The organism is Lentzea alba (assembly GCF_047445655.1).
GTDB lineage: Bacteria > Actinomycetota > Actinomycetes > Mycobacteriales > Pseudonocardiaceae > Lentzea > Lentzea alba_A.
The window spans coordinates 59,671-84,302 of the sequence record NZ_JAJAEG010000001.1; the positions used below are offsets into that span (position 1 = coordinate 59,671).

The 24,632-nt window shown below is 69.0% G+C and carries 21 protein-coding genes; 15 read left to right on the plus strand and 6 right to left on the minus strand.

The features are described from left to right. Positions 1-2: 2 nt before the first annotated feature. Complete coding sequence (locus LFM09_RS00310) at positions 3-1,292, minus strand: FG-GAP repeat domain-containing protein (protein WP_414094660.1); 1,290 nt, start codon at positions 1,290-1,292, stop codon at positions 3-5. A gap of 147 nt (positions 1,293-1,439) precedes the next feature. On the opposite strand from LFM09_RS00310, the gene LFM09_RS00315 reads away from it, so the two are divergent. Beyond that, complete coding sequence (locus tag LFM09_RS00315; RefSeq protein WP_414094157.1) at positions 1,440-2,693, plus strand: cytochrome P450; 1,254 nt, start codon at positions 1,440-1,442, stop codon at positions 2,691-2,693. 54 nt (positions 2,694-2,747) lie between these two features. On the opposite strand, the gene LFM09_RS00320 is transcribed toward LFM09_RS00315, so the two are convergent. Then, positions 2,748-4,535: an alpha/beta hydrolase gene (locus tag LFM09_RS00320; RefSeq protein WP_414094158.1), complete on the minus strand. Its 1,788-nt coding sequence runs from the start codon at positions 4,533-4,535 to the stop codon at positions 2,748-2,750. A gap of 203 nt (positions 4,536-4,738) precedes the next feature. On the opposite strand from LFM09_RS00320, the gene LFM09_RS00325 reads away from it, so the two are divergent. The 4 genes from LFM09_RS00325 to LFM09_RS00340 all read left to right on the plus strand — a co-directional run bounded on the left by LFM09_RS00325 (position 4,739) and on the right by LFM09_RS00340 (position 9,298). Continuing rightward, the gene (locus LFM09_RS00325) at positions 4,739-5,692 is read left to right on the plus strand and encodes a LuxR C-terminal-related transcriptional regulator (protein ID WP_414094159.1); all 954 of its coding nucleotides are present in this window, start codon (positions 4,739-4,741) and stop codon (positions 5,690-5,692) included. Between the two features lie 76 nt (positions 5,693-5,768). Next, the gene (gene helR / locus LFM09_RS00330; protein ID WP_414094160.1) at positions 5,769-7,970 is read left to right on the plus strand and encodes an RNA polymerase recycling motor ATPase HelR; all 2,202 of its coding nucleotides are present in this window, start codon (positions 5,769-5,771) and stop codon (positions 7,968-7,970) included. A gap of 47 nt (positions 7,971-8,017) precedes the next feature. Beyond that, on the plus strand, positions 8,018-8,818 hold the full coding sequence (locus LFM09_RS00335; protein ID WP_414094161.1) for a hypothetical protein: 801 nt from the start codon (positions 8,018-8,020) through the stop codon (positions 8,816-8,818). A 168-nt stretch (positions 8,819-8,986) separates the two neighbouring features. After that, positions 8,987-9,298 (plus strand): hypothetical protein, encoded by a 312-nt coding sequence (locus LFM09_RS00340; RefSeq protein WP_414094162.1) that lies wholly within the window; start codon positions 8,987-8,989, stop codon positions 9,296-9,298. Positions 9,299-9,519: 221 nt separating this feature from the next. Here the strand turns inward: LFM09_RS00340 and pdxS are convergent, their stop codons facing one another. Then, complete coding sequence (gene pdxS, locus LFM09_RS00345) at positions 9,520-10,413, minus strand: pyridoxal 5'-phosphate synthase lyase subunit PdxS (RefSeq protein WP_414094163.1); 894 nt, start codon at positions 10,411-10,413, stop codon at positions 9,520-9,522. Between the two features lie 370 nt (positions 10,414-10,783). Between pdxS and LFM09_RS00350 the strand changes: the two genes are divergently transcribed. The 7 genes from LFM09_RS00350 to LFM09_RS00380 all read left to right on the plus strand — a co-directional run bounded on the left by LFM09_RS00350 (position 10,784) and on the right by LFM09_RS00380 (position 18,190). Beyond that, positions 10,784-12,841 carry an elongation factor G-like protein EF-G2 gene (locus LFM09_RS00350; protein WP_414094164.1) on the plus strand — a complete coding sequence of 686 codons (2,058 nt, stop codon included), beginning with the start codon at positions 10,784-10,786 and terminating at the stop codon, positions 12,839-12,841. A 61-nt stretch (positions 12,842-12,902) separates the two neighbouring features. Then, on the plus strand, positions 12,903-13,862 hold the full coding sequence (locus tag LFM09_RS00355; protein ID WP_414094165.1) for a hypothetical protein: 960 nt from the start codon (positions 12,903-12,905) through the stop codon (positions 13,860-13,862). A 114-nt stretch (positions 13,863-13,976) separates the two neighbouring features. Continuing rightward, positions 13,977-14,339, plus strand: a complete 363-nt coding sequence (locus LFM09_RS00360; protein ID WP_414094166.1) for a hypothetical protein — start codon at positions 13,977-13,979, stop codon at positions 14,337-14,339. 117 nt (positions 14,340-14,456) lie between these two features. Beyond that, entirely contained in the window at positions 14,457-15,755 is a 1,299-nt protein-coding gene (locus tag LFM09_RS00365; protein WP_414094167.1) for a helix-turn-helix domain-containing protein, read from the plus strand. A gap of 162 nt (positions 15,756-15,917) precedes the next feature. Then, a complete protein-coding gene (locus LFM09_RS00370) occupies positions 15,918-16,568 on the plus strand; it encodes a DUF6789 family protein (RefSeq protein WP_414094168.1) in 651 nt (216 codons plus the stop codon). Next, positions 16,565-17,836, plus strand: coding sequence for a ferric reductase-like transmembrane domain-containing protein (locus tag LFM09_RS00375; protein WP_414094169.1), 1,272 nt, complete (start codon positions 16,565-16,567; stop codon positions 17,834-17,836). The genes LFM09_RS00370 and LFM09_RS00375 overlap by 4 nt, the downstream gene beginning before the upstream one ends. Positions 17,837-17,845: 9 nt before the next feature. Further along, positions 17,846-18,190, plus strand: a complete 345-nt coding sequence (locus LFM09_RS00380; RefSeq protein WP_414094170.1) for an FMN-binding protein — start codon at positions 17,846-17,848, stop codon at positions 18,188-18,190. On the opposite strand, the gene LFM09_RS00385 is transcribed toward LFM09_RS00380, so the two are convergent. Both LFM09_RS00385 and LFM09_RS00390 read right to left on the minus strand, forming a co-directional pair. Beyond that, positions 18,187-19,668 (minus strand): CoA-acylating methylmalonate-semialdehyde dehydrogenase, encoded by a 1,482-nt coding sequence (locus LFM09_RS00385; RefSeq protein ID WP_414094171.1) that lies wholly within the window; start codon positions 19,666-19,668, stop codon positions 18,187-18,189. The two genes, LFM09_RS00380 and LFM09_RS00385, sit on opposite strands and share 4 nt — an antisense overlap. Further along, entirely contained in the window at positions 19,665-20,948 is a 1,284-nt protein-coding gene (locus tag LFM09_RS00390; protein ID WP_414094172.1) for an aspartate aminotransferase family protein, read from the minus strand. Before LFM09_RS00390 ends, LFM09_RS00385 begins: the two co-directional genes overlap by 4 nt. Positions 20,949-21,054: 106 nt before the next feature. Between LFM09_RS00390 and LFM09_RS00395 the strand changes: the two genes are divergently transcribed. Further along, positions 21,055-22,647, plus strand: coding sequence for a PucR family transcriptional regulator (locus LFM09_RS00395; RefSeq protein ID WP_414094173.1), 1,593 nt, complete (start codon positions 21,055-21,057; stop codon positions 22,645-22,647). A gap of 30 nt (positions 22,648-22,677) precedes the next feature. Here LFM09_RS00395 and LFM09_RS00400 read toward each other — a convergent pair whose 3' ends face one another. Then, positions 22,678-23,109: a hypothetical protein gene (locus LFM09_RS00400; protein WP_414094174.1), complete on the minus strand. Its 432-nt coding sequence runs from the start codon at positions 23,107-23,109 to the stop codon at positions 22,678-22,680. 128 nt (positions 23,110-23,237) lie between these two features. Here LFM09_RS00400 and LFM09_RS00405 point away from each other — a divergent pair, with 128 nt between their 5' ends. Together LFM09_RS00405 and LFM09_RS00410 are read left to right on the plus strand one after the other, a co-directional pair. Next, positions 23,238-23,945 carry a MerR family transcriptional regulator gene (locus LFM09_RS00405; protein WP_414094175.1) on the plus strand — a complete coding sequence of 236 codons (708 nt, stop codon included), beginning with the start codon at positions 23,238-23,240 and terminating at the stop codon, positions 23,943-23,945. A gap of 59 nt (positions 23,946-24,004) precedes the next feature. Next, positions 24,005-24,613, plus strand: a complete 609-nt coding sequence (locus tag LFM09_RS00410; protein ID WP_414094176.1) for a class I SAM-dependent methyltransferase — start codon at positions 24,005-24,007, stop codon at positions 24,611-24,613. Positions 24,614-24,632: the final 19 nt, after the last annotated feature.

Below are 24,632 nucleotides of genomic sequence, written 5' to 3' on the forward strand. Positions count from 1 at the left end.
CCTCAGTGAGAAGCAGGCCGGAAGCCGCTCCACCCCGAACCGACCTGCACCGCCGTGGCCAGGGTTCCGTCGCCCTCGCCACTCCAGCGCCACAGCGTCGCGTCACTGGTGCGCACGGCCACGATGTCGGCCTTCGCGTCACCGTTCACGTCGAGCGCGTTGAGCCCCGAGAACCCGGACCACCCTGCGCCGACCTTGCGGCCGCTGGAGAACGTGCCGTTGCCGTTGCCCTCCCAGAAGTACAGCTCACCGTCGGCGTTCACGCCCCACAGGTCGCCGTCGCCGTCGCCGTCCGCGTCGCCGCCGACGAAGCGCGGGAACGACGCCCAGCCCTCGCCGATGAAGATGCGTGCGGAGAACTTGCCGGAACCCTCGCCGGGGTACCAGTACAGGCGGCCACCGTCGCGGCCCACGATGTCGGCGCGGTTGTCGCCGTTGACGTCTAGCACCGCGAACCATTCGAGGGTGTTCCAACCGGTGCCGGAGTTGGCCAGCTTCGTGAACGTGCCGCGGCCGGAGTTGTGCCAGTAGTGCAGCGAGCCGTCGGTGGAAGTGGCGAGGATGTCGGCGAAGCCGTCGGCGTTCGTGTCACCCACCCCGATGCGGTTGAAAGACGCGGACCAGCCCGGCCCGACCTCGGACGAGGTGCCGAACGCGCCGCCTGAGGTGCCGGGGTACAGGCGCATCGTGTTGTCCGGGCTGACCGCGAGCAGGTCGTCGTAGCGGTCGCCGTTCACGCTCTCCGCGGACAGGCTGCGCGCGGCGGTCCACCACGTCGTCTGCTTGCGGGCGCCGGCCCAGCTGAAGCTGAAGTGGATGTGGTCGGTGTGCGGGCTCTCGCCGCTGTAGGACTGCCAGCCCGACGACGCCTCGTAGGCCTTCCAGATCTTGTGGTCCCAGATCATGTACATGATGCCCAGGCGCCGGGCCAGCGCGTGCTTGTTGCCGTGCTGGTCGGTGGCCAGCAGCCAGTTGATCACGTCCTGGGCCTGCGCCGCCTGCGTGGAGTTGAAGGCGTTGAACGGGTAGTCGAGCGCGCGGCCCTCCTTGTGCTCGCTCTGGCCGCCGGTGCCGCACGCGCGGGTCATGCCCAGGTCGGCGCGGCCGTACTCGGCCTTGAGCAGGTCTCTGAACCCGACCACGCCCGGTTTGGCGTCCGGGTCGCAGGTCGTCTGGCCGACGTACTTGGCGTAGGCGTCGATCGCCGGGCCGAACGCTGGCGTCGGCGGTGCGGCCTGAGCAGGCGACAGCACCACCAACGACATCACTGCAGCGCTGAGCGCTACGAGCATCCTCTTCACGGTTGGTCTCCCCTGTCGTGTGGTTGGCGCTCACACTGGGGACGCCGGCTACACGGCACCTACATGCGCTCCACACGTCTCGTGTGGCTCCCCTTTCACTCCTGGCCCGGCCGTTCATCGGGGCGCTATACACCGAGCGTGACCCTGCCACCTGCCGTGTCCGGTGCCCGGCCGTTCTTCGGGCACACCTGGGAGTTCCTGCGCGACCCCGGTGAACTGGTGCGGCGCGGGCACGCCGAACACGGCCGGGTGTTCTCACTGCGGCTGCCGGGCGGGCCGGGGATCGTGTTGCTGGGGCAGGAGAACGCCAAGTTCTTCCACGCCGAGTCGGACGCGCTGCGGTTGTCGATCCGCGAGGCGTACGGGTTCTTCCGGCACATGTTCGGCGCCAACACGTTCTGGCGCGCGCCGCACGAGGAGTACCTGCGGCAGCGGGCGGTGCTGGCGCCGCGGTTCTCCGGCGCACGGGTCGCGGACCACATCCCCGAGATGGACCGCAAGACCACGGCACTCATCGACGCGCTGCCGGACACCGGCACGTTCGAACTGACCGAGCTGCTCGGGCCGTTGGTGATCGACATCGCCGCGTCGCTCTTCCTCGGTGAGGACGCGGCGTCGCGGTTCCGCAGGCTGCTGTCCGAGTTCCGGGCGTTCGCGGACGGCATGGACCCGCTGCTGCCGGGCTGGGTGCCCGCACCGCACCTGCGGCGCAGTCACCGGGCGCGCGACCGGTTGCGCAGGATCACGTCCGCGCTGGTGGCCGAGCGACGCGCGATTCCCATGGAGGAACCGGACTTCCTGGAGGTCATGGCGAACGCGCCGCTGCCGGACGACGTCCTGGTGGACCTCGTGATCATGATGGTGTGGGTGGGCCACGAGACCACGACCGGGCACCTGTGCTGGGCGTTGATCGACCTGATGCGGCATCCCGAAGAGCTGGCGCGCGTCCGGGAGGAACTGTCCGACAGTTTCCAGGGAGCACACCTCAGCCGGGCGTTGCTGGAGTCCGAACGACTGCACCCGGTGACCCCGGTACTAGCCCGAAAGGCCACAGTGGACATTCCACATGAGACGTTCACGATCCCGCGCGGCGCGACCGTGATGCTGCAACCCGGTGCGTCACACCGGGATCCGGACGTCTTCACCGAACCGGACAGCTACCGGCCCGACCGGTTCCTGACCGAGCCGGCGTCGGCGCTGCAGGCGTTCGGCGGTGGCGTCCACCGGTGTCTCGGCGAGCACTTCGCGCTGCTGGAGATGAAGATCGTGCTGACCAGGCTGCTGCAACGGCTGGAGATGCGGCTGCTCGACCCCGACCCGGTCGCGGTGAAGGGCCACCGCAGCCACTGGCCGCGCAAACCGTGCCGGGTCGCCTACGCCAAGAAACAGTGATAGGCGCCGAAGAGGTTGCCGCATGACCTCTTCGGCGCCCGCGGGGCCCGCCCGTCAGGAGATGATCTTCTCGATCTCCTGACTCACCCGCTGGTCGACGAGCACCGCACGCGTGGAGCGCGGCGTCGTCCTGTCGTCAACCGGTCCGGCGACCGGGTGCACCGCCGTCTCCAGCGGGAGCGGCAGGCTCGCGCACACCGTGCGCTCCGCCGGGGCCACGCCGTCGACCAGGTAGGCGTTCACCAGGTCGTCGACGCAGGAGTTGCCGCGCAGGCCGTAGAGGCCGTGGGTTCCGTTGTCCTGCACCGAGATCAGCCGTGCGCCCTGGAACTGGGCGGTGTTGCGCGCGACGTTCTCGTAGGCGGTGGCCGGGTCGAGCTCCGACTGCACCATCACGACCGGCCCGAGGTCCCGCGGCGACGGGTTGGGCAGCCGCTGCGCAGGCAACGTCCAGTGGGCGCAGACCTCCTGCGGGATCGAGTAACCCGCGAGCGGGAACGAGGAACCGAACTGCCGCTGGTAGTTCTCCCACCACGACGGGCTGTGCCACTGGCCGCCGTCACCGCACCGGACCGAGTAGAAGACACCGTTGAGCGGCAAGGTCTCGCCGGTCGCCTGACGGGCCGCGGCGAACGCGTCCGCGACGACGTCCTGCTTGCCCGCCCGCACCCCGGCCGGGTCCTGCAGCAACGCCGTGACCTGCTGCGTGGAGGCGGCCGAAGCCGTCGGCAGGTTCGCGTTGACGTCGTTGACGTAGGCGAAGATGCAAAGCGTGACACCGAGCTGCGACCAGTCCTGATTGTCCACGATGCACGCCTTCAGCGCGCCGAGGTTCACCGCGGCGGTGAAGAGGTTCGCGTCGGTGTACATCCACGTGCGCACAAGACCGTCGAGGTTCGCGCCGGCGCCCGGCAGACCCGTGTAGCGCAGGTAGGTGGCCCGGACGGCCTCGTAGCTGGCCCTCACCTCGTCGGCTGTCTTGCCGAGGTACTTCGAGAAGAGCCCGCGGCTGATCCAGGGCGCGAACTGGTCGTCGAACCGGCGCTGGAACGCCATCGGCATCAGCTGCCACGACCCGGCGAGGTCGTCCGCCCACGACGTGTTGGAGTCCAGAACCACCTTGCCGGTGCTGGACGGGAACAACGCGGCGTACTTCGCACCCAGCCAGGTGCCGTAGGAGTAGCCCACGTAGTTCAGCTTCTGCTCGCCGAGCAGCACGCGGATCAGGTCCATGTCGTGCGCGGTCTGCCAGGTGTTGACGTACGGCGTCAGCGGGTTGGCCGCGCACCCGTCGGCGATCGCCTTGGTGGCGGCGGTGCGGGCGGCGACAGCGTTGTCGGACATGTCGCGCGAGTCGTAGTTGGACGCGACCAGCAGTGGGTCGACAGCGATGTCGCAGTTCAGCTGGGTGCTGCCGCCGACACCGCGCGGGTCCATGCCGATCACGTCGTACCGGGAGGCGAGCTTCGGCTGGGCCGAGCCCAACGACCACGACAGCGTGATGCCGGAACTGCTGGGGCCACCGGGGTTGGTGAACACGACGCCGGCGCGCTGGGCGGGGTTCGTGGCCTTGGTGCGACTGATCGCGATCTTCAGCGTGTGGCCGTCACCGGGCGATCTCCAGTCGCGCGGCACGGTGATCGTCGCGCACTCGGGGGTCAGCCCGCCGAAGACGGGTGAGTACCACGCACACGACCCCCAGTTCACCTGTTGCCCGGCGAACGACGTGGGTTCGGCCGCTGCCGGGCCCACGCCGCTGACGAGTGCGCCGGCCACGACGGCGGCCGACAGGAAGGCCACCCGGCGCGGACCGGTTCGGCAGGCGCTGCGAAACGAGCTCATGGACAGGTCTCCTTCAGGGAAACACCGCGGAGGGTGTGACAGGGAGCGACCGGCTCGTGACGCGGACGTTCCCGCAGCTCAGGGGCCTGCGACCGGCCCTTGCTCGACGCTGGGGATCGTGACACGGTCACCGTGGTTGCGGGAATGCGAACGGCACTGCGGATATGCGCCGATGCGGTTTCGCGCACCGTGAGGAGTGGACTGTGCTGGAACCTTTCGAGCTGGACGCGCGCGAGGAGGCCGTCTACCTCGCGCTGGTCGACGCGGGCAGCCTCACCGCCGCCGAACTCGGCGAGGACGTGCTGCCGTTGCTGGGCAGGCTGGAGGCGATGGGCCTGATCGCCCGGCTGCCCGGGACGCCGTGCCAGTGGTGCGCGATCGAGCCGGGCATCGGGTTCGCGACACTGGTCGAGCTGCGGGAACAGCGGGTGCGCCGGGCGGAGGACGACGTGCGGCAGGCGCGGGCCGCGGTGCAGCAGCTCGCGGAACGGTTCCGGCTGCGCGGTGACCGGCACCCCCTGGACCTCATCGACGTCGCCGTCGGACCCGAAGAGGTGAAACGGCGCGCGTACCAGCTGGAGCGCGGCGCCCGCACGCAGCTGCGCGGCATCGACATGCCGCCGTACCTCATGACGGAGAACGACGTCGAGCTGGAGATGATCACCGGCGGCGTGCGGAGCCGGTGGCTCTACGACCGCTCGGTCCTCGACCTCCCCGGCAAGCTCGACTACATCGCCGCGATGCGGGAGGCCGGCGAGGAGGCGCGGGTCATCATCGGCGCGCCGTTCAAGATGCTGATCGCGGACGAGGACCAGGCGATGATCGCGCTGACCGACGAGTCGCGCGGCACCGCGAGCGCGTTGATGGTCGGTCCCTCGATCCTGCTCGACGGCCTGTCGCGGGTGTTCGAGGGGATGTGGCGGTTCGCGGTTGCGCTGCAGCCCACGGACCCGGAGCCGGGCGCCGACCGGCCGTCGGAGGCCGAGAGCCTGTTGCTGGCGATGCTGGCCTCGGGGGCAACCGACAAGACGATCGCGCGCCGCATGGGCATCGGTCTGCGGACCGTGCAGAAGCGGGTTCAGCAGCTGATGGAGCGGCTGGAGGTCGACACGCGGTTCCAGGCCGGGGTGAGCGCGAAGGCACGAGGGTGGCTGTGATCTCTTCCCACTCAACCGTATAGCAGACAGGGGGCCTTGCCACAAGACCCCGTCCGTCCCGCACACTCATCGCCTCATGCCAGAACAGAGGCGCACTGGGGAGCACGTGGGGTACGAAGAAGAACTGCAGTCCGAACGCGACTACGTGGCCGGTCTTTACGCACGGCTCGACGCCGAACGCGCGCGCGTGAAGGCGGCTTACCAGGCGGCGCTGGGTGGCACCGGCGAGACCGTCATGGATCGCGACAACGAGGTGCGGGCCCGGCACCGTGAGATGAAGCGGCTGAACGTGGCCGACTACGGGCTGTGCTTCGGCCGGTTGGACAGCGTCGACGGTGACGTGTCCTACATCGGCAGGATCGGCCTGTTCGACGAGTTCGACGACTTCGAGCCGGTGCTGCTCGACTGGCGCGCGCCGGCCGCGCGGCCGTTCTACACCGCCACCGGCGCCAACGCCGAGGGCATGCGCCGCCGCCGTCAGTTCCTCACGCGCCGCCGGGCCGTGACCTCGTTCACCGACGAGGTGTTCGGCAAGCTCGGCGAGGAACAGGGCGACGCGGCGTTGCTGGAGGCGTTGAACGCGCCGCGCGGCGAGGGCATGCGCGACATCGTGGCGACCATCCAGTCCGAGCAGGACGCGATCATCCGGCTCGACCACCCCGGCGTGCTGGTGATCGAGGGTGGCCCCGGCACCGGCAAGACCGTCGTGGCGCTGCACCGCGTCGCGTACCTCATGTACACGCAACGCGAGCGCATGGAACGGCACGGCGTGCTCGTCGTCGGCCCGAACCCGGCCTTCTTGAACCACATCAGCCGGGTGCTGCCGTCGCTGGGCGAGTCCGACGTCGTGTTCTCGACCGCGGGCAGCCTGTTGCCGGGCCTGAACGCGGTCCTGGAGGACACGCCGGAGGTCGCGCGCCTCAAGGGCTCGCTGAAGATGGTGGACGTGCTGAAGGCGGCCGTGGCGGACCGTCAGCGCCTTCCGGAGTCGCCCATTCCGATCACGATGAAGGACGTGGTCGTCCAGATCACCGCCGACGTCGCCGAGTGGGCACGGCAGGAGGCGCGCGACAGCGGCCTGCCGCACAACGAGGCCCGCAAGGTGTTCCGCGAGATCATCACGTACGTCCTGACCGAACGGGCGCTCGGCCGCATCGGCAAGGGCTGGCTGTCCCGTTCGGACAAGCAGGGCTGGGAGGACATGCGGTCCGGCCTGGTCAAGGAGCTGGCCGACGACGAGAACTTCGCCGCGGCGCTGGACTCGATGTGGCCTGTCGTGTCGCCGTCGGACCTGCTGGGTTCGCTGTACACGTCGGTCGAACGGCTGGCTGCCGCGGGTGCTTCGGAGTCGCTGCACCGCGTCGACGGCGAGGCGTGGACCGTGTCGGACGTGCCGTTGCTGGACGAGTTGCACGACCTGCTGGGCCGTGACGGCAGCGAGCAGGCTGCCGACCAGGCTCTTTCGGCCGAACGTCAGGCCGAGGCCCGGTACGCCGCCGAGGTGCTGGACAGCATGATCAACCGCGCGGACCACATGGACGACGAGGACCACCTCTTCGCCACGGACATGATGGAAGCCGAGGAGCTGGCCGAACGCTTCGAGCAGCACGACCAGCGCACGCTCGTCGAACGCGCGATGGCCGACCGCGGCTGGACGTACCGGCACGTGGTGGTCGACGAGGCCCAGGAACTGTCCGAAATGGACTGGCGCGTGCTGATGCGCCGCTGCCCCGGTCGTTCCTTCACGGTCGTGGGCGACCTGGCGCAGCGTCGTTCACCTGCGGGCGCAACGTCGTGGGGCTCCATGCTCGACCCCTACGTGCCGGGCCGCTGGGAGTACCGCTCGCTGACGGTCAACTACCGCACGCCGGCCGAGATCATGGCCGTCGCCGCCCAGGTGCTGGCCGAGTTCGCGCCGGACGTGACGGCGCCGGAATCGGTGCGCGCCAACGGAGTTCAGCCGTGGGCCCGGCAGGTGACCTTGGAATCGCTGCCTGCCGAGATCGCGTCGTTCGAACGCACGGAGGCCGGTCTCGAAGGCACCAGCGTGGTGATCGGTCCTCATGGTCTGCCCGGGGTCGTGCTCGCGGCCGAGACCAAGGGCCTGGAGTACGACTCGGTGCTCGTCGTTGCGCCGGAACGAATCCTGGCCGAGGGACCGCGCGGCGCGGCCGAGCTCTACGTGGCGCTGACCCGTGCCACGCAACGGCTCGGCGTGCTGCACCTGGAACCGCTGCCCGCCGCCTTGTCCGGTCTCGCTGAGACCGTGCGCACATGATTTCCATTCGGCCTGTGCGGAGTGCCTCGCTGCCTTAGGGTCCGCGCGTGAGCACTCCGCCCAGCCAGCCCCACGACCCGGCCAACCCGTGGGCCAACGCGCCCGCGGGTCCGGCGCCGTACCCGCAAGTTCCGGGCCAGTACCCGCAGTACCCGGCCCAGTACCCGGCTCCCGGCCAACCCCCGGTTCCTGGGCAGTACCCGTATCCCGGCCCCAATCCCGGGCAGCAGTACCCCGGTTATCCGAACCCGGAGCCGCCGCGGAAGTCGTCCTCCGGGAAGGCGCTGCTGATCGTGGCCGGCCTGGTCGTGCTCGCGGTGGCGCTGAGCGCGGCCGTGTTCCTGCGCGGAGGCGGCAAGGACGACAAGGCGGCCGCGGCGTCGTCGGCCGCACCCACGACGACCACGACCACCACCACCAAGCCGAAGGCGTTCGCGGAGATCGGCGACTGCGTGAGCATGACCGGCGGCTCGTTCAACCCGACCTACAAGAAGGTCGAGTGCACCGCGAACCAGCACAACTACACGGTCAGCAAGGTGCCGGCTTCTTCCAGCGAGAAGTGCGGCACGACCGACGAGGGCTACATCAAGTACACCAAGGGTTCCAGCGTCACGGTGTGCCTGATCCCGGTGTTCGCCGAGGGTGAGTGCTACGACTTCACGCTCGCCTCGCTGAACGCCGAGTACCCCAAGAAGGCGTGCGGCGGCTACATGGTGGTGAAGGCGAAGGTGATCGCCGGGACCGCGGACAAGGCGGCGTGCGGGACGGACGAACGGCTGGCGCTGGCGCTGGCGTACCCGGAGATCAAGACCACGTACTGCCTGACCCACACCTTCACGATCGGCTGACGCACGCAGAACCTCCCGAAAACCGAGCAGAACTTTCTTTCCCGCGCATTCGGTGAAGATTGCTCCATCAGGCGGTGTATTGCCGATCACACTGACCGGCACGATCGAGATGCGTTCGAACGCGTTGTAGGCCTGGGGAAGCCCGTTCGAAGGTATTGGGGGCAATACGTGAAGTTCAGCAAATCCATTGCGGTCGTGGCCGGTGCGCTGGCAGTGATGTCGACTGTCGCGTTCACCGCCACGGCCTCGGAGTCCACGGACAAGGCCGGCCCGCGCCCGCTCTCGGAGGTGTCGGCGAACGCCGAGTACGCGATGTTCTCGGCACCGCGGGGCGACACCTACCGCGTCGGCACGATCAGCGGTAGCGACTCGGTGTGGGCGTACGAGTGCGTCGGAGGCTGGCGGCACATCCGCACCGCCGCGGGTCGCGCGGGTTCGCACCACGCCAACTCCGTCGCCTGGGTCAACATCGGCTGCTAACGCGGTCGAGGTTCACCCGAATTCGCTGTAAATGATTGTGGGGAGCTTTGCCGACCGGTCGGCAAANGGTGTCGCGTGGTCTGGGTGAGGCCATGGTCGGCATCAACGTCGACGACATCCCCGAGCCGCACCGGCTGGCCGAACGCGGCTGGTAATTGATTGCTCGATTGTGGGGAGCTTTGCCGACCGGTCGGCAAAGCTCCCCACAATCGAGCAATCAATTACCAGCCGCGTTCGGCCAGCCGGTGCGGCTCGGGGATGTCGTCGACGTTGATGCCGACCATGGCCTCACCCAGACCACGCGACACCTTGGCGATCACGTCGGGGTCGTCGTGGAACGTGGTGGCCTTCACGATGGCCTCGGCGCGCTGCGCCGGGTTGCCGGACTTGAAGATGCCGGAACCGACGAACACACCCTCAGCGCCGAGCTGCATCATCATCGCGGCGTCGGCCGGGGTGGCGATGCCACCAGCGGTGAACAGCACGACAGGAAGCTTGCCGTTCTGGGCGACTTCCTTCACGAGCTCGTACGGCGCCTGAAGCTCCTTGGCCGCCACGTACAGCTCGTCCTCGGGCAGGTTCTGCAGGCGGCGGATCTCCTGGCGGATCTTGCGCATGTGCGTGGTGGCGTTCGAGACGTCACCCGTGCCGGCCTCGCCCTTGGAGCGGATCATGGCCGCGCCCTCGGTGATGCGGCGCAGGGCCTCGCCGAGGTTCGTCGCGCCACAGACGAAGGGAACCGTGAACGCCCACTTGTCGATGTGGTTCGCGTAGTCGGCGGGGGTCAGCACCTCGGACTCGTCGATGTAGTCGACGCCCAGCGAGGCGAGGACCTGGGCCTCGACGAAGTGGCCGATGCGGGCCTTGGCCATCACGGGGATCGAGACGGCCTCGATGATCCCGTCGATCAGGTCGGGGTCGCTCATGCGGGCGACGCCGCCCTGGGCGCGGATGTCGGCGGGCACGCGCTCGAGCGCCATGACGGCGACGGCGCCCGCGTCCTCCGCGATCTTCGCCTGGGTTGCGTCGACCACGTCCATGATCACGCCACCCTTGAGCATCTCGGCCATGCCGCGCTTGACGCGGGCGGTGCCAGTGACCTGATCAGTGCTCACGGGGCAACCTTTCACGAGGGGAAGCTCTGGATGAACTCATCCTACGTCTGACGTGGCCACCTCACCCAAGCCACTGGCGCGCAGAATCAGAAGGCCACTTCGCGATCAACCGCAGGTCGTGGCTGTGTCCGAGGCCACTCCTGCGGAGATGGCGGCTCGGTCGTCGAGGAGTCGGCCGTCCGGCCGAATCGCTCGCACCGAATTGGGCTTCGCCGAATTCGGCACGAACGGTTGACCGGACGACCGACACGACCTCGCGTGACGTGCCCGCTCCCGGCACGGGCCAAGTAGGCATCCAGTCGGGTTCCCGGACTTGTAACAACCGGTGAACGGGTGTGAGATCGAACACTACGACTTGACGGAGGTCGCCATGGGAAGCAAGAACTCCGACAACGGGACACCGGCAGGCGCGGTCGCTGTGAACGACCCGGCCAAGGTCCGCAACGTCGTGCTAGTCGGTCCGTCCGGCGCCGGCAAGACCACGCTCACCGAGGCCCTGCTCGCCGCCACCGGCGTGCTGACCCGCGCGGGGTCGGTCACCGAGGGCACGACCGTCTGCGATCACGATCCGGCGGCGGTGCGACAACAACGATCGGTAGGCCTCGCTGTAGCCCCGATCCAGCACGGGGACATCAAGATCAATCTGATCGACACCCCGGGATACGTCGACTTCGTGGGTGAGCTCAGGGCAGGACTACGGGCCGCGGATGCGGCCCTTTTTGTTGTCAACGCTTTCGAAGGCGTCGACGCGGCCACCATCACGCTGTGGCAGGAGTGTGCCGCCGTAGGCATGCCGCGTGCCGTCGTCATCGCACGCACCGACCACCACCGTGCGAACTACGGCAACGAGGTCATCGAGTGCCAGGCGGCGTTCGGCGCGGGCGTCGTGCCGTTGTACATGCAGGAGGGCGACCAGCTCGTCGGGTTGCTGACCCAGGGGGACAACTACCCGGACGAACGTGCCGCGCTCATCGAGGGCATCATCGCCGAGAGCGAGGACGAGACCCTCATGGACCGCTACCTGGCGGGCGAGGAGATCGACCAGGACACCCTCATCACCGACCTGGAGACCGCCGTCGCACGAGGTTCCTTCCACCCCGTGATGCCCGTGTGCGCCGCAACAGGCATGGGCCTCAACGAGCTGATGGACGGCATTGCGCGCGCGTTCCCGTCACCGCTGGAGCACACGGTCCCCGACGTGACGTCGATCGACGGCATCCCCCATCCCCGCATGGCCGCCGACCCGGACGGGCCGCTCGTCGCCGAGGTCGTCCGCACCGCCGTGGACTCCTACGTCGGCCGTGTGTCGCTGGTCCGCGTCTTCTCGGGCACGCTGCGCCCCGAACGCCCCGTGCACGTCTCCGGCCACGGAATGGCCGACCGGGGTCACGAGGACCACGACGCCGACGAACGCGTGGCCCACATCTACTCACCGCTGGGCGCGACGCTCCGCGAGGTCCCGTACTGCGTCGCCGGCGACCTGTGCGCGTTGACCAAGCTGACCACCGCCGAGACCGGCGACACCGTGTCCGCCCCGGAGAAGCCGCTGCTGATGGCGCCGTGGGACATGCCGGAACCACTGCTGCCCGTCGCGGTCGTGCCGCGCACCCGCAGCGACGAGGACAACCTCGCCCGCAACCTGAACCGCCTGGTCGCCAGCGACCCGACGCTGCGGCTGGACCGCAACGCCGAGACGCACCAGATGGTGCTGTGGTGCATGGGCGAGGCGCACGCGGACGTGGTGCTGGCGCGCCTGCGAGCAGGCGGCGCGGAGATCGACACCGAACCGGTGCGCGTCCCGTTGCGCGAAACCTTCGCATCCCAAGCCAAAGGCCACGGCCGGCACGTGAAGCAATCTGGAGGTCACGGCCAGTACGCGGTGTGCGACATCGTCGTCGAACCGCTCCCCCGCGGCTCCGGCTTCGAGTTCGTCGACAAGATCGTCGGAGGCGCGATCCCGAACCAGTTCATCCCGTCCGTCGAGAAGGGCGTGCGCGCCCAGCTGGAGAAGGGCCTGCACGACGGCACCCCGGTCGTCGACGTCCGGGTGACTCTCGTTGACGGCAAAGCACATTCGGTCGACTCGTCGGACGCGGCGTTCCAGACCGCGGGCTCCATGGCGCTGAAGGAGGCCGCCGCCAACGGACGCACCCAGCTGCTCGAACCGATGGACGAGCTCGCGATCCGGCTGCCCGACGAACACCTCGGCACCGTGCTGGGCGACCTGTCCGGACGGCGCGGGCGCGTGCTCGGCACCGAAGCCGACGAAGGCGGCCGCACGGTCATCCGCGCGGAGGTGCCGTCGAGCGAGCTCCTGAGGTACGCGATCGAGCTGCGGGCGCTCACGTCGGGTACCGGCACGTTCACCCGCCGTTTTTCGCGCTACGACCCGCTTCCCGAGGCTTTGGCGGCACGCTCGGGCAAGTAGACTCCGCCCGGTCCGGCGCCTGTCCTGGTGCCGGACCGGAGATCGGGGTTCTGGGGGAATCTTGAAGCGCACAGGTGTCTTCGTCGTGCTGTTGGCCGCCTCGCTGATCACGGCACCGCAAGCGTCCGCAGCAGACTGCACGTGGACCGCACAGGACCTGCCGGTCCCGGCCGGCGCGCAGTACGCGGAAGCGCATGGCAGCAGTCCGAACAACACTCTCATCACCGGATCGGCGTCGTTCAACAAACCGCGCGGTGTCGTCTGGGAGAACGGTGTCCTGCGCCAGATGGCCGAGCCCGCCCAGCCGGAGACCTACGTCAACCCGAGAGCGGTCAACAACAGCGGGACCGTCGTCGGCAGTCAGCTCGTCTACACCGACGGCAAGTTCCTCAACCGCGCCTTCCGCTACGAGAACGGCCGGTACGAGATGCTCGCCACCGAGCAGAACGAGGAGACGCGGGCGATCGGTGTCAACGAGGCGGGTGACGTCATCGGCGAGGTGTCGCTCGTGTCGTCGCCCGGTACGCCGTGGGTCGCGATGTGGCCGAAGGGGCAGCCTCGTCGCCTCTACTCCAAGGGGTTCGCCGTCGGCATCGGCAACGAGCGGCAGGTGGTGCTGCGGACGCCCGACACGGCGTGGGTGATCGACGGCAACAACGGGCGTTGGACCCAGATCACCGGCGGCCGCTACCCGATCGTGCTAGACAACGAACGGGTGCTGCACTACGCGTACGACGGCAACGGCAGCTCACGGGTGTGGGACTGGGCCCTGGACGGTCGGTCGAGCGTCGGCTACGTCGGAGCCGAAACCCCGTTCGGCAAGAACTCCGGTGGCGCGTTGTTCGCCTCGCTGACCGGGGGCGGCGCCGCGGTGTGGCGGGACGGCGGCCGGACCGGCGTCGTGGCCGACAAGATGCCCCAGTCCACCTCCTACGGCGACATCACCGATGACGGCGTGCTGATCGGCAGCTACCTGGGCGCGGACGGCAACGATCACGCCGCGCGGTGGTTCTGCGCCTGATCCGTCCTGCCCAATCCGCGGATTCAGGATGCGCATCGCGGGTGTGATCGAACCCGTTGGCACGCCGGGGAGTGTCCTCTCGGCCGTCGCGGCACGACACATCCGAGGAGCGACATGTCCAGTGGGATCCAACGAGTTCTGGCCACCGCGATCGCGTTCGGCACCGTCATCGCCTTCGCGCCGGCGGCGAGCGCCGCGAAGCTGAGAGTCGAGGTGGAGGTCACCAACAAGGCGCGGTACACGGCCTCGCTGTGCGGCCTCGACTGGCTGGGCGGCTACTGCCACGAGGCGAAGCCCGGTGAGACCAAGGACTTCACCGTGTACCCGCGGCACGCGGACGACCCGATCGAGATCCGCGTGGTCGTGCGCAAGGGCGGTTCGGCGTACTTCGACACCTCGACCGGCGGCAAGAAGTCCTGTTACGAGGCCGGCGGTACGGCCAAGAAGCCGACGGTGACGCAGGTCGACTGCGCCTAGCCACGAAGGGTGACCGGAGCGGGCACGCTCCGGTCACCTCGTTGACAGCGCAATTCCTCACTGCAACCATTTCGAGACGCTCTGCAACCAACCCGCCGCCGCAGGAGGGTTGTGTTGATGTACAGGGAAATCGAAGCGGAGATCCCGACCGACCCCGAGGCGCTGATCCCCGCCTCGCTGTGGGCTTCGTGGGAGGTCCGGCAGGCGGTGCTGCACTCGTCGCCGGGTTCGGTGATCGCGATCGCCCGCCGGGCGCGGGGGCTGCGGCAGGACCAGCTCGGTGACCTGGCGGGGTTCTCGCAGTCCGCGATCTCCCGGCTGGAGTCGGGTGGCAACCTCGCCTACGACGTCCGGGTGCTGCGGATCTTCCAACGCCTGCTGAGCATTCCGGCGCACCTGCTCGGGCTCACCGACTCCGACGCCGGGATGCGACCGGCCAGGCCCGCGGGCGTCACGGTCCTGGACGGTGCGCTCGACGGCCACGCGCTCCTCATCGCCTGTGCCCCAGCGGCTTTCTACGCGGGCCGCGGTCAGCACCGGAACCCGATCGACGAAGAGGTCATCCGCCAGCTCCTGGTGCTGCGCAGGGTCATCAACGACGCCGACAGCTGGTGCGCGTCGGCCTCACTGCTGCCGAGCGTCCGGCAGCTCTACGAGTTCGTCGACCGCCTGCGGCCGCTCGCCCGCGGCCACCACCGGGCGCAGATCCTCGACGTGGCAGCGCTTTTCGCCGAGTTCTGCGGCTGGCTGCACCTGCAGCAGGGCGACCTCACGGGCGCGAGCTGGTGGACCGAACGCGCGATGCAGCAGGCGTTGGCCGCCGAAGATCCCGGGCTCGTCGCGTACTGCTACCGCCGGCTCAGCATGATCGCGGAGTTCGAGGACGACGACGACCGCGTGATCGGACTGGCGCGCGCCGCGGTCCGCGAACCCGGCGTCGGCCCGCAGATCAAAGCCATGGCGCTGCAACAACAAGCGCAAGGCCACGCACGGGTCGGCGACGAACGGGCGTGCCTCAACGCGTTGGACGAAGCCCAGCAGCTCGTCGACGGGATCCAGACCGAACGCACGACGGAGTACCGGCTGGGCAACTGGTTTCGCACCAGGCACATCGAGCTGCAACGGGCGGCCGTGTGCGTCGAACTCGGCCGCACCGCGGAAGCCCAGGGCCACTACCAAGCGCTGCTCAGCAACGGCCGCCCCACGTGCCGGTGGCTGCTCGGCATGCACCTCGCGAAGCTCGCCTACGCGTACGCGAGCGGAGGCGAGATGGAGCAGGCGAGCATCGCCGGGTCCGAGGCGCTGGCGCTCGCTTCCAGCAGCGGCTCGGTGCTGATCACCCGCGAGCTCCGCAAGCTCCGGCCGTGGTCACGCGTGCCCTCGGTGGCCGGAATTTTCCACGCGATAGGCAATTAGACGCGGCTAGATCATATGCGGCATGCGGGTTGAACATTCCGCACCCACAACGCAGATCATCACTTCCATTCCACTCAAACGCGCCAGCACACTTCTATCCGTCTCAGATGGACAAACTCCGCCGCCGCCCATCGTGAACGTCCTGGGTAGGAGGCTGGAGAAGTGCTGCACGCACGCGTTCAACCGGTTTCACAAACTCTCGTCAATTCCGCGCTGCGCCACCTGATCTTCGTGGTCGCCGGCGCCTCGCCCGTGCTCGCGATCGCGGCACACGCCTTCGGCTTCCTCAAGATGGAGGACGCGGCCCCGTTCATCGTGGTCCCGGCCGTGATCGCGGCGACCGTGATGATCATCGCCAGGGTCCCGGAGACACCGGGTGCCGTCCGCGGGCTGCTCGGCGGGTTGCTCGGAGTCGCCGCTTACGACGCCGTCCGGATTCCTTTCGTCATCGCTGGCATCTGGCCGGATTTCATCCCGCAGATGGGCGCGTGGATCTACGGAGGTGAAGGTGAGAATCTGCTGCTCGGTTACTTCTGGCGGTGGCTGGGCGACGGCGGCGGAATGGGCATCATCTTCGGTCTCGCGTGTGCTTTGACGAACTGGCGCAAGCGGCTGACCCTCACCGGAGTCGGGTACGGCATTTTCATCTGGTCCGGTCTCATCGGCACCATCGCGTTGTCCGCGTACGGCTCGACGGTGCTGTTCCCGATCACGCCGCTCAACTTCGTGGCGTCGCTCGTCGGCCACCTCGTCTACGGCTCCGTGCTCGGCTGGACCTACGCTCGCCTGCTGAACCGCGAGACGCAGCGGTGATCGCTCTGGCGACCCTGCTCGGCAGCAATCTCGTGGTGGTGACGTGGTTGTACGTCACCGCCGGGCCATCGGCGAACGCGCTGCTGAGCCTGGGGCGGCTGACCGGGCTCTACGGTGCGCTGCTGCTGGTCTTCCAGCTGCTGCTGATCGCGCGTGTGCCGTGGCTGGACCGCAGGCTCGGCCCCGGCGTGCTGACCTCGCTGCACCGCTGGAACGGTGTCGCGCTGGTCTGGCTGCTCGTGGCCCACGCCGTGTTCGTCGTCGCCGGGCTGCTCGACCGGATGACGCCCTGGACCCTCGCCTTGGGCGTCACCGGCGTGCTGCGGGCCTTCGCCGCGCTAGTCCTGATCATCGGCGTCGGCGTGGTGTCGGCGCGGTGGGCACGGCGCAAGCTCGCCTACGAGACGTGGCACTTCCTGCACCTGTACGCGTACATGGCGGTGGTGCTCGCGTTCAGCCACCAGATCGCGGTCGGCCAGTCGTTCAACGATGGGATCGCCCGCTTCTACTGGTGGACGATCTGGGGTCTCGCGCTCGGCGCCGTCGTCGGGTTCCGCGTGCTGGTTCCGTTGTGGCGCAACTGGAAACACCAGCTGAAGGTGGAAGCGGTCGTACCGGAGTCCGAGGACGTGGTCTCCCTCTACGTCACCGGCAGACGGCTCGACGAGTTGCCGGTGCGAGCGGGCCAGTTCTTCCTGTGGCGGTTCCTCGTGCCGGGCCGGTGGTGGAAGGCCAACCCGTTCTCGCTCTCCGTGGCGCCCAACGGTTTCTACCTCCGGCTCACCGCGAAGGCACTCGGCGACGGCAGCGCTGGGCTGAGACAGCTCAAAGTCGGCGCCCGAGTGTTCGTGGAAGGCCCGTACGGCGCGTTCACCGCTTCAAGGCAACGACATCCGGGCGTGCTGCTCATCGCGGGCGGAGTCGGGGTGACACCGATCCGGGCGCTCCTGGAGGAGCTGAACGGCGACGTCGTGATGCTCTACCGGGTCAACCGGCTGGAAGACGCGGTGCTGCTCAACGAGCTGCTCGACGTGGCCTACCAGCGGGGCGCCGAGGTGCGGCTGCTGTGCGGCCCACCCGACGCGGCCAACTCGAACGGCCTGCTGCTCGGCCCGCGCAACCTCGACGCGCTGGTCCCGGACGCGCGTGACCGCGACGTCTTCCTGTGCGGCCCGCCGCCGATGGTGCGGGCGGTTCTCGAATCGCTGAAGGAGCTCGACGTTCCGCCACAGCAGGTGCACACCGAACGGTTCAGCCTGGCGAGTTAGGAGAGGGTCATGCACCGCGCGATTCCCGCGATGTTGTTGTCCGTCAGCGGGTTCGTCATCGTGTGGCAGTTCGAGCCGTCGATCGTGGCCACCGGGTCCGGCGCCGCGATCGCGGGCGAGGCGGTGAACACCAAACGCGGCACCGTGCAGGTGGAGGTCGTGTTCGCCGGGGATCGCATCGCCGACGTGCGGGTGCTGCAGGCGCCGGACAGCGCGCCCACCCGCATGGCCTTGCCGATCCTGCGGGAGGAGGCCTTGCTGGCGCAGAGCGCGGACATCGACACCGTGTCCGGCGCGACCCTGACCAGCGAGGCCTACTCCCGTTCACTCCAGTACGCGATCGACCACCGTTAAGTGTTCTGCGGGAAACCCAGGTTCACGCCACCGTGCGACGGATCGAGCCACCGGGAGGTGATCACCTTCGAGCGCGTGAAGAAGTGCACGCCGTGCGGCCCGTACGCGTGTGCGTCGCCGAACAGCGATTCCTTCCACCCTCCGAACGAGTAGTAGGCCACCGGCACGGGGATCGGCACGTTCACGCCGACCATGCCGACCTCGATCTCGTTCTGGAACCGGCGCGCGGCGCCGCCGTCGTTGGTGAAGATGGCGGTGCCGTTGCCGTACCGGTTGGTGTTCACCATCTCGACGGCTTCTTCATAGGTGTCGCAGCGGACCACCGACAGCACCGGCCCGAAGATCTCGTCGGTGTAGATCGACATGTCCGTGCCGACGTGGTCGAACAGCGTGGGCCCGAGCCAGAACCCGCTCGCGTCACCGTCGATCGGGTGGTCGCGGCCGTCCACGACCAGCGACGCACCGGCCTGCACGCCGGCGTCCAAATAGGACGTCACCTTGTCCCGGTGCACGCCGGTGACCAGCGGCCCCATCTCGCACGACGGCCCGGACCCGACCTTCACGTCGGCGATCCGCGACTTGATCTTGGAGACCAGCTCGTCGCCGGAGGAACCCACCGCCACGACCACGGAGATGGCCATGCACCGCTCCCCCGCCGAGCCGAACCCGGCGGACACCGCGGCGTCCGCGGCCAGGTCGAGGTCGGCGTCGGGCAGGACGACCATGTGGTTCTTGGCGCCGCCCAACGCCTGCACGCGCTTGCCGTGCGACGTACCGGTCTCGTAGACGTACCGCGCGATCGGCGTGGAGCCGACGAACGAGATCGCCTTGACCGCGGGATGTTCGAGCAGCCGGTCGACGGCCACCTTGTCGCCGTGCACGACGTTCAGCACGCCGTCCGGCAGCCCGGCCTCGGCGAACAGTTCGGCGATGAACAGCGACGCAGACGGGTCCTTCTCCGAGGGCTTGAGCACAACCGTGTTGCCGCAAGCGATTGCCGTCGGCACGAACCACAGCGGCACCATCGCCGGGAAGTTGAACGGCGAGATCACGCCGACCACGCCCACCGGCTGCTGGATCGAGTAGACGTCGACGCGCGTCGAGGCGTTCTCGCTGAACCCGCCCTTGAGCAGCGTCGGGATCCCGCACGCGTACTCGACGGACTCCAGCGCCCGCTGGATCTCGCCGCCCGCGTCCGACACCACCTTGCCGTGCTCCGCGGAGACGATCTGCGCGAGCTCACCCTTGCGGTCGTTGAGCAGCTCACGGAACTTGAACATCACCGTCGAGCGCTGCGCCAGCGAGGCGTTGCGCCAAGACGCAAACGCTTCCGCGGCCGCGTTGACCGCAGCGTCCACTTCAGACACCGCGGCGAACGCGACCTGGTTCGCCACCTTGCCGGTCGACGGGTCGTAGACGTCGCCGGACCGTTCAGGCGCCGCTTCCCAGTTCTTGCCGTTGATCCAGTGCTTGATCACGCCTTCTCCACCGCCTGCGCGAGAATTCCCAGTGCTTCTTCGAGCTCGTCCTCGGTCAGCGTCATCGGCGGCGCCAGCCGGATCACGTTGCCGTAGAGGCCGCCCTTGCCGACCAGAAGCCCGCGTGCCTTGGCCTCGTTGAGCACCGTGGCCGCGGCGCCGCCGTTGGGCTCGCCCTCGGGCCCGACGAACTCGACGCCGACCATCAGGCCCTTGCCGCGCACGTCACCGATGACCGGGTGCTTCTCCGCGAGCTCGCGCAGGCCGCCGAGCAGCCGCGAACCGAGCTTGGCCGCGTTGGCCTGCAGGTCGTGGTCGAGCAGGTAGTTCAACGTCGCCAGCGCGCCGGCGGTGGAGACCGGGTTGCCGCCGAACGTGGAGATCGAGTTGGCGTTGATCGTGTCCATCAGGTCGCCGCGCGCCACCACGCCACCGATCGCGAGGCCGTTGCCGAGGCCCTTGGCGAACGTCATCGCGTCCGGCACGACGTCGTGCGCCTGGATGCCCCAGAAGTGCTCGCCGGTGCGGCCCCAGCCGGTCTGCACCTCGTCGGAGATGAACAGGATGCCGTACTCGTCCAGGACGTCCTTGAACGCCCGGAACAGGCCGTCAGGCGGTGACGTGAAGCCGCCGACGCCCTGGATCGGCTCGGCGATCATGCACGCGACGTCGCCCGCGGTCGTGGTCTCGATGATCTCGCGCAGGTCGTCGACGCAGGCCTTGATGTAGTCCTTGTCGTCGAGCGCCTTGAACGGGCTGCGGAAGCGGTAGCCGCCGTGCACCCAGCTGACCTTGATCGGCGAGAGCGCACTGGCCGACCAGCCGCGGTTGCCCGTGATGGCGACAGTGGCGAACGCCCGGCCGTGGTAGCTGTTGCGCAGGGCCAGGACCTGCTCGCTGCGGCGCGCCGTGGTGGCGAGCATCAGCGCGGTCTCGTTGGCCTCGGTGCCGGAGTTGGTGAAGAAGACCTTGGCGTCCGGGATGCCGCTCAGCTCGGCGATCTTCTCGGCCAACTCGACCTGCGACTTGATCAGGTAGAGCGTGCTGCTGTGCAGGACGCCCGTGTCGACCTGGCGGCGGATGGCGTCGCTGATCTCGGCGACGTCGTAGCCGATGGCGTTGGTCAGGATGCCCGCGAAGAAGTCGAGGTAGGTCGTGCCCTCGGAATCGGTCACCCGGCGCCCGCTGGCGCTCGCGATCTCGATGGGCTCGTCGTAGTAGAGGGCCAGCCACTTCGGCATCACCGTGCGGTGTCGTGCGAGCAGCTCCTTGTGGGCCATCACGTCCTCCAGAGGGTTCTCCTACCCTCGGAGTCTGCTGGCGCTCAAGGTGCGCCGCCATGCACAACCTGTACCCGGATCGGCTGGTTGGCATTACGTTGTGTCCATGTACCCGACCGTGGCCGAAGTCGTCGCTCTCCCGGTGATCCGGCAGGGAAAGCCGCGTTTGGTGGCCGGCTCGGCCGGTCTCAGCCGCCGGGTCCGATGGGTGCATGTGGCGGAGATCGCAGACATCGCTCCGCTGCTGCGCGGCGGCGAGCTGGTGCTCACGACCGGCGTGATGCTGCCCGAGCTGGGACTCGCCCGATACGTCGAGGAGCTGGCCGCGGTCGGGTGCGCCGGGCTCGTCGTCGAGCTGGGGCGGCGGTGGCGCGACGACGTGCCGGCCGCGCTGGTCACCGAGGCCGAGCGGCACGGGTTACCGCTGGTCACGCTGTCCGAGGAGACGAAGTACGTCGCCGTGACCGAGGCGGTCGTGGGGCTGATCGTGGACGCCCAGCTGGCCGAGCTGCGGGCCGCGGAGCAGGTGCACGAGACCTTCACGGCGTTGACGGTCGCCGGGGCCGAACCCGCCGAGGTGCTGCGCGAGGTGGCGCGGACGTCCGGGCTGCCGGTGGTGCTGGAGACGCTCGGGCACGACGTGCTCGCCTACGACGCGGCCGGGCACGACCCCGTGACGCTGCTGGACGACTGGGCGGCACGGTCGCGAGCGGTCACGGTGACCGAGCGGACCGCGTACCACCAGGAGTCCGGCTGGCTGATCACGATCGTCGGCGCGCGGGGTGCGGACTGGGGCCGGCTGGTCATGGTCTCCCCGGAGCCGCCGCCGCACCGGCACGTGGTGGTCGCGGAACGGGCTGCGTCGGCGTTGGCCGTGCATCGGCTCGTGGCGCGCGATCGGGAGTCGTTGGAACGGCAGACGCACCGGACGCTGCTCGCTCAGTTGCTCGGCCAGTCCCCTCAGGCGCCTGATCTGGGGGCGCGGGCGGCGGCGTTGGGCGTGCCGTTGGAACGTCGTCAGCTGATCGGGGTGGCGATCCGGCCGGTGTCCGTGCTGCACGGGCAAACGCTTGCCACGCAGGAGGTTCTGCGCGACCTGGCCGAGGCCACGGCGTTGGCAGGGCGGCGGGTGACGGTCGCGGCGCTGGTCGGCGTCGTGGACGACACGTCGGTGCGAGCGCTGCTGTCGGTGCCGCTGACCATTGGCGTGGAAGGGGTTCTGCGCAAGGTCGCGCGCGAGATCCACCGGACGGCGGCCTCGACCGTCGTGATCGCCGTAGGGACCACGGTCACGTCCACAACGGACGTTCGGCGGTCGCTGGGCGAGGCCGCGCACGTGGCCGGTGCGGCGTTGCGGGCGCCGGGATCCCAGCTCTACCACCGGTTGGACGACGTGCGGCTGCGCGGGCTGCTGCACCTGCTGCGCGAGGACGAGCGGGTGCGGGCGTTCGCGGACCGCGAGCTGGGGCCGTTGCTCGCGCGGGACTCCGTGCAGGGCTCACGGCTCGTCGAACTGCTGCGGTGCCTGTGCGAGAACGGCGGCAACAAGTCGGCGGCCGCCGGTGCCGCGCACCTGTCGCGCACGGCCTACTACCAACAGCTCGCGCGGATCGAGCAGGTCCTCGGGGTGTCGTTGGAGGACCCGGAGTCCGTGCTCTCGCTGTACGTCGCGCTCCTGGTGCACGAAATGGGCCCGTGATTCACCACGGGCCCATTTTCAGCGTGTCACTCAGCCGTTGATCGTCGGCAGGGTGCCCGACAGCACGGTCGGGTTCGGCACGACGCCGTTGGTCGGCAGGTCGGACAGGCTCGGGGCCTTCAGGCCACCGACGTTCGCGTCGCCGGCCAGCGCCTCCGCGTTCGGCAGGGCCGGCAGCGTGCCGAGCTCGGACGCGATCGGGTTCGGCACGGTGCGCTCCTGCGCGACCGGCGCCGCCGGGGCGTCCACGTCGCCGAGAACCGGCGCCTTGACCTCGCCGAGCTTGAGCGCGCCCGCCGACTCCAGCGGGTTCACGTGCTGGGTGGCGTCGGTGACGATCTCGCCCGCGCCGCCGACGTTGGGCAGCTGCGGGGCCTCGACCGCGTTGGCCGAGCCCGCGAGCAGCGGGGCGGCACCGACGGTCAACAGGGCGGCAGCACGGAAGAGTCCGGAACGAGACACAGTTTTCCTCAATCTGGTTTGGGGACCGATCTTCGTTTTCATCGGCTCAAACGGTTCGCACATTTATCCGCTCGATCGTGTGATCAGGGGGTTGAACCTCACGCGACGGGAGGTCCTACGGTCGTCGTGTGACCCGTTGGAGCATCGGTGACCTGGCCAAAGCGAGCGGACTGACAGTCCGCACGCTCTACCACTACGACGAGATCGGACTGGTCACCGCTTCCGAGCGGACGACATCCGGTCACCGTCGGTACACATCGGACGACGTTCGCCGCCTCTATCAGGTGAGGTCGCTGCGTCAGCTCGGACTTTCGCTGGAGGAGGTCCGAGCGGCGCTGTCCTCATCGGACTCGCTGCGGCCGTTGTTCGAGGCTCAGCTGGCCGCGCTGACCGCGCAGGCCCGGCAGGTGGAGACGCTCCGGTCGCGGATCGCCGCGCTGCTCGACGGGCACACCACCGGGTCCCTTCTGTCCACTTTGGAGTTGATGTCCTTGTACGAGAGCTACTTCACCGCCGACCAGCTGGCGGATCTGCGCACGCGGGCCGCCTCCCTGGGCCCGGAGGCCGTGGAGGCGTTGAAGGCGTCGTGGCTGGAGCTGGTGCGTTCGTTGCGCCGGCACATGGCCGACGGCACGCCCGCCACCGATCCGCGAGTCGTCGAGCTGGCGCGGCAGTGGGACGCGCTGGCCGCGAAGTTCCACAACGACGACCCGGCGATCAAGGCCGCGGCCGCCCGTTCGTGGGAGGAGAACAAGGCCTCGATCAGCACTCAGATCGGGTGGCCGGCCGACGACGGCCTGGTCGACTACATCGGTCAGGCGCGCGCCGCCCGGTGACGTTGCCGTTTCGGCAAATTCCTCGGTGGGCCCGGCGGTGGGTCGGTAGAACTCTCGTCATGTCCGCCGATGACGACACTCGCCGCCTGCAAGCCGCCAACCCGACCGGATGGTTCGAGGATCTCTACGCGGAGGCCGACGCCGGCACGGCTTCCGTCCCGTGGGACCAGCCCCATCCGCAACCGCACCTCGTCGAGTGGGCCTCCGGCGTGGACGGCACCGGTCGCAGCGCGCTGGTCGTGGGCTGCGGTTACGGCCGTGACTCCGAGTTCCTCGCCACGCTCGGGTTCGACGTGGTCGCGTTCGACATCTCCCCCACCGGCATCGCCGCCGTCCAGGCCCGCTATCCCGATTCCAAGGTCTCGTACGTGGTCGCCGACCTGCTCGACCCGCCCGCCTCGTGGCACCACGCCTTCGACCTGGTCGTGGAGAACATGACCGTGCAGGCGCTGCCCGTCGACCTGCACGCTCTGGCCAGCTCTCGGGTGGCTTGGCTGACCGGGTCGACGTTGCTGGTGCTCGCCGTGGCCCGCGACGAAGGACCCGTGCCCGACGGCCCGCCTTGGCCGTTGACGCCGTCCGAGATCTCGGCGTTCGGTGTCGACGGCCTGACCGCGCGCTCTGTGCGGCGCGAGGGTGGCCGCTGGGTCGCGGAGTTCGGACGCTAACTGGCCATGAACTGGCCAC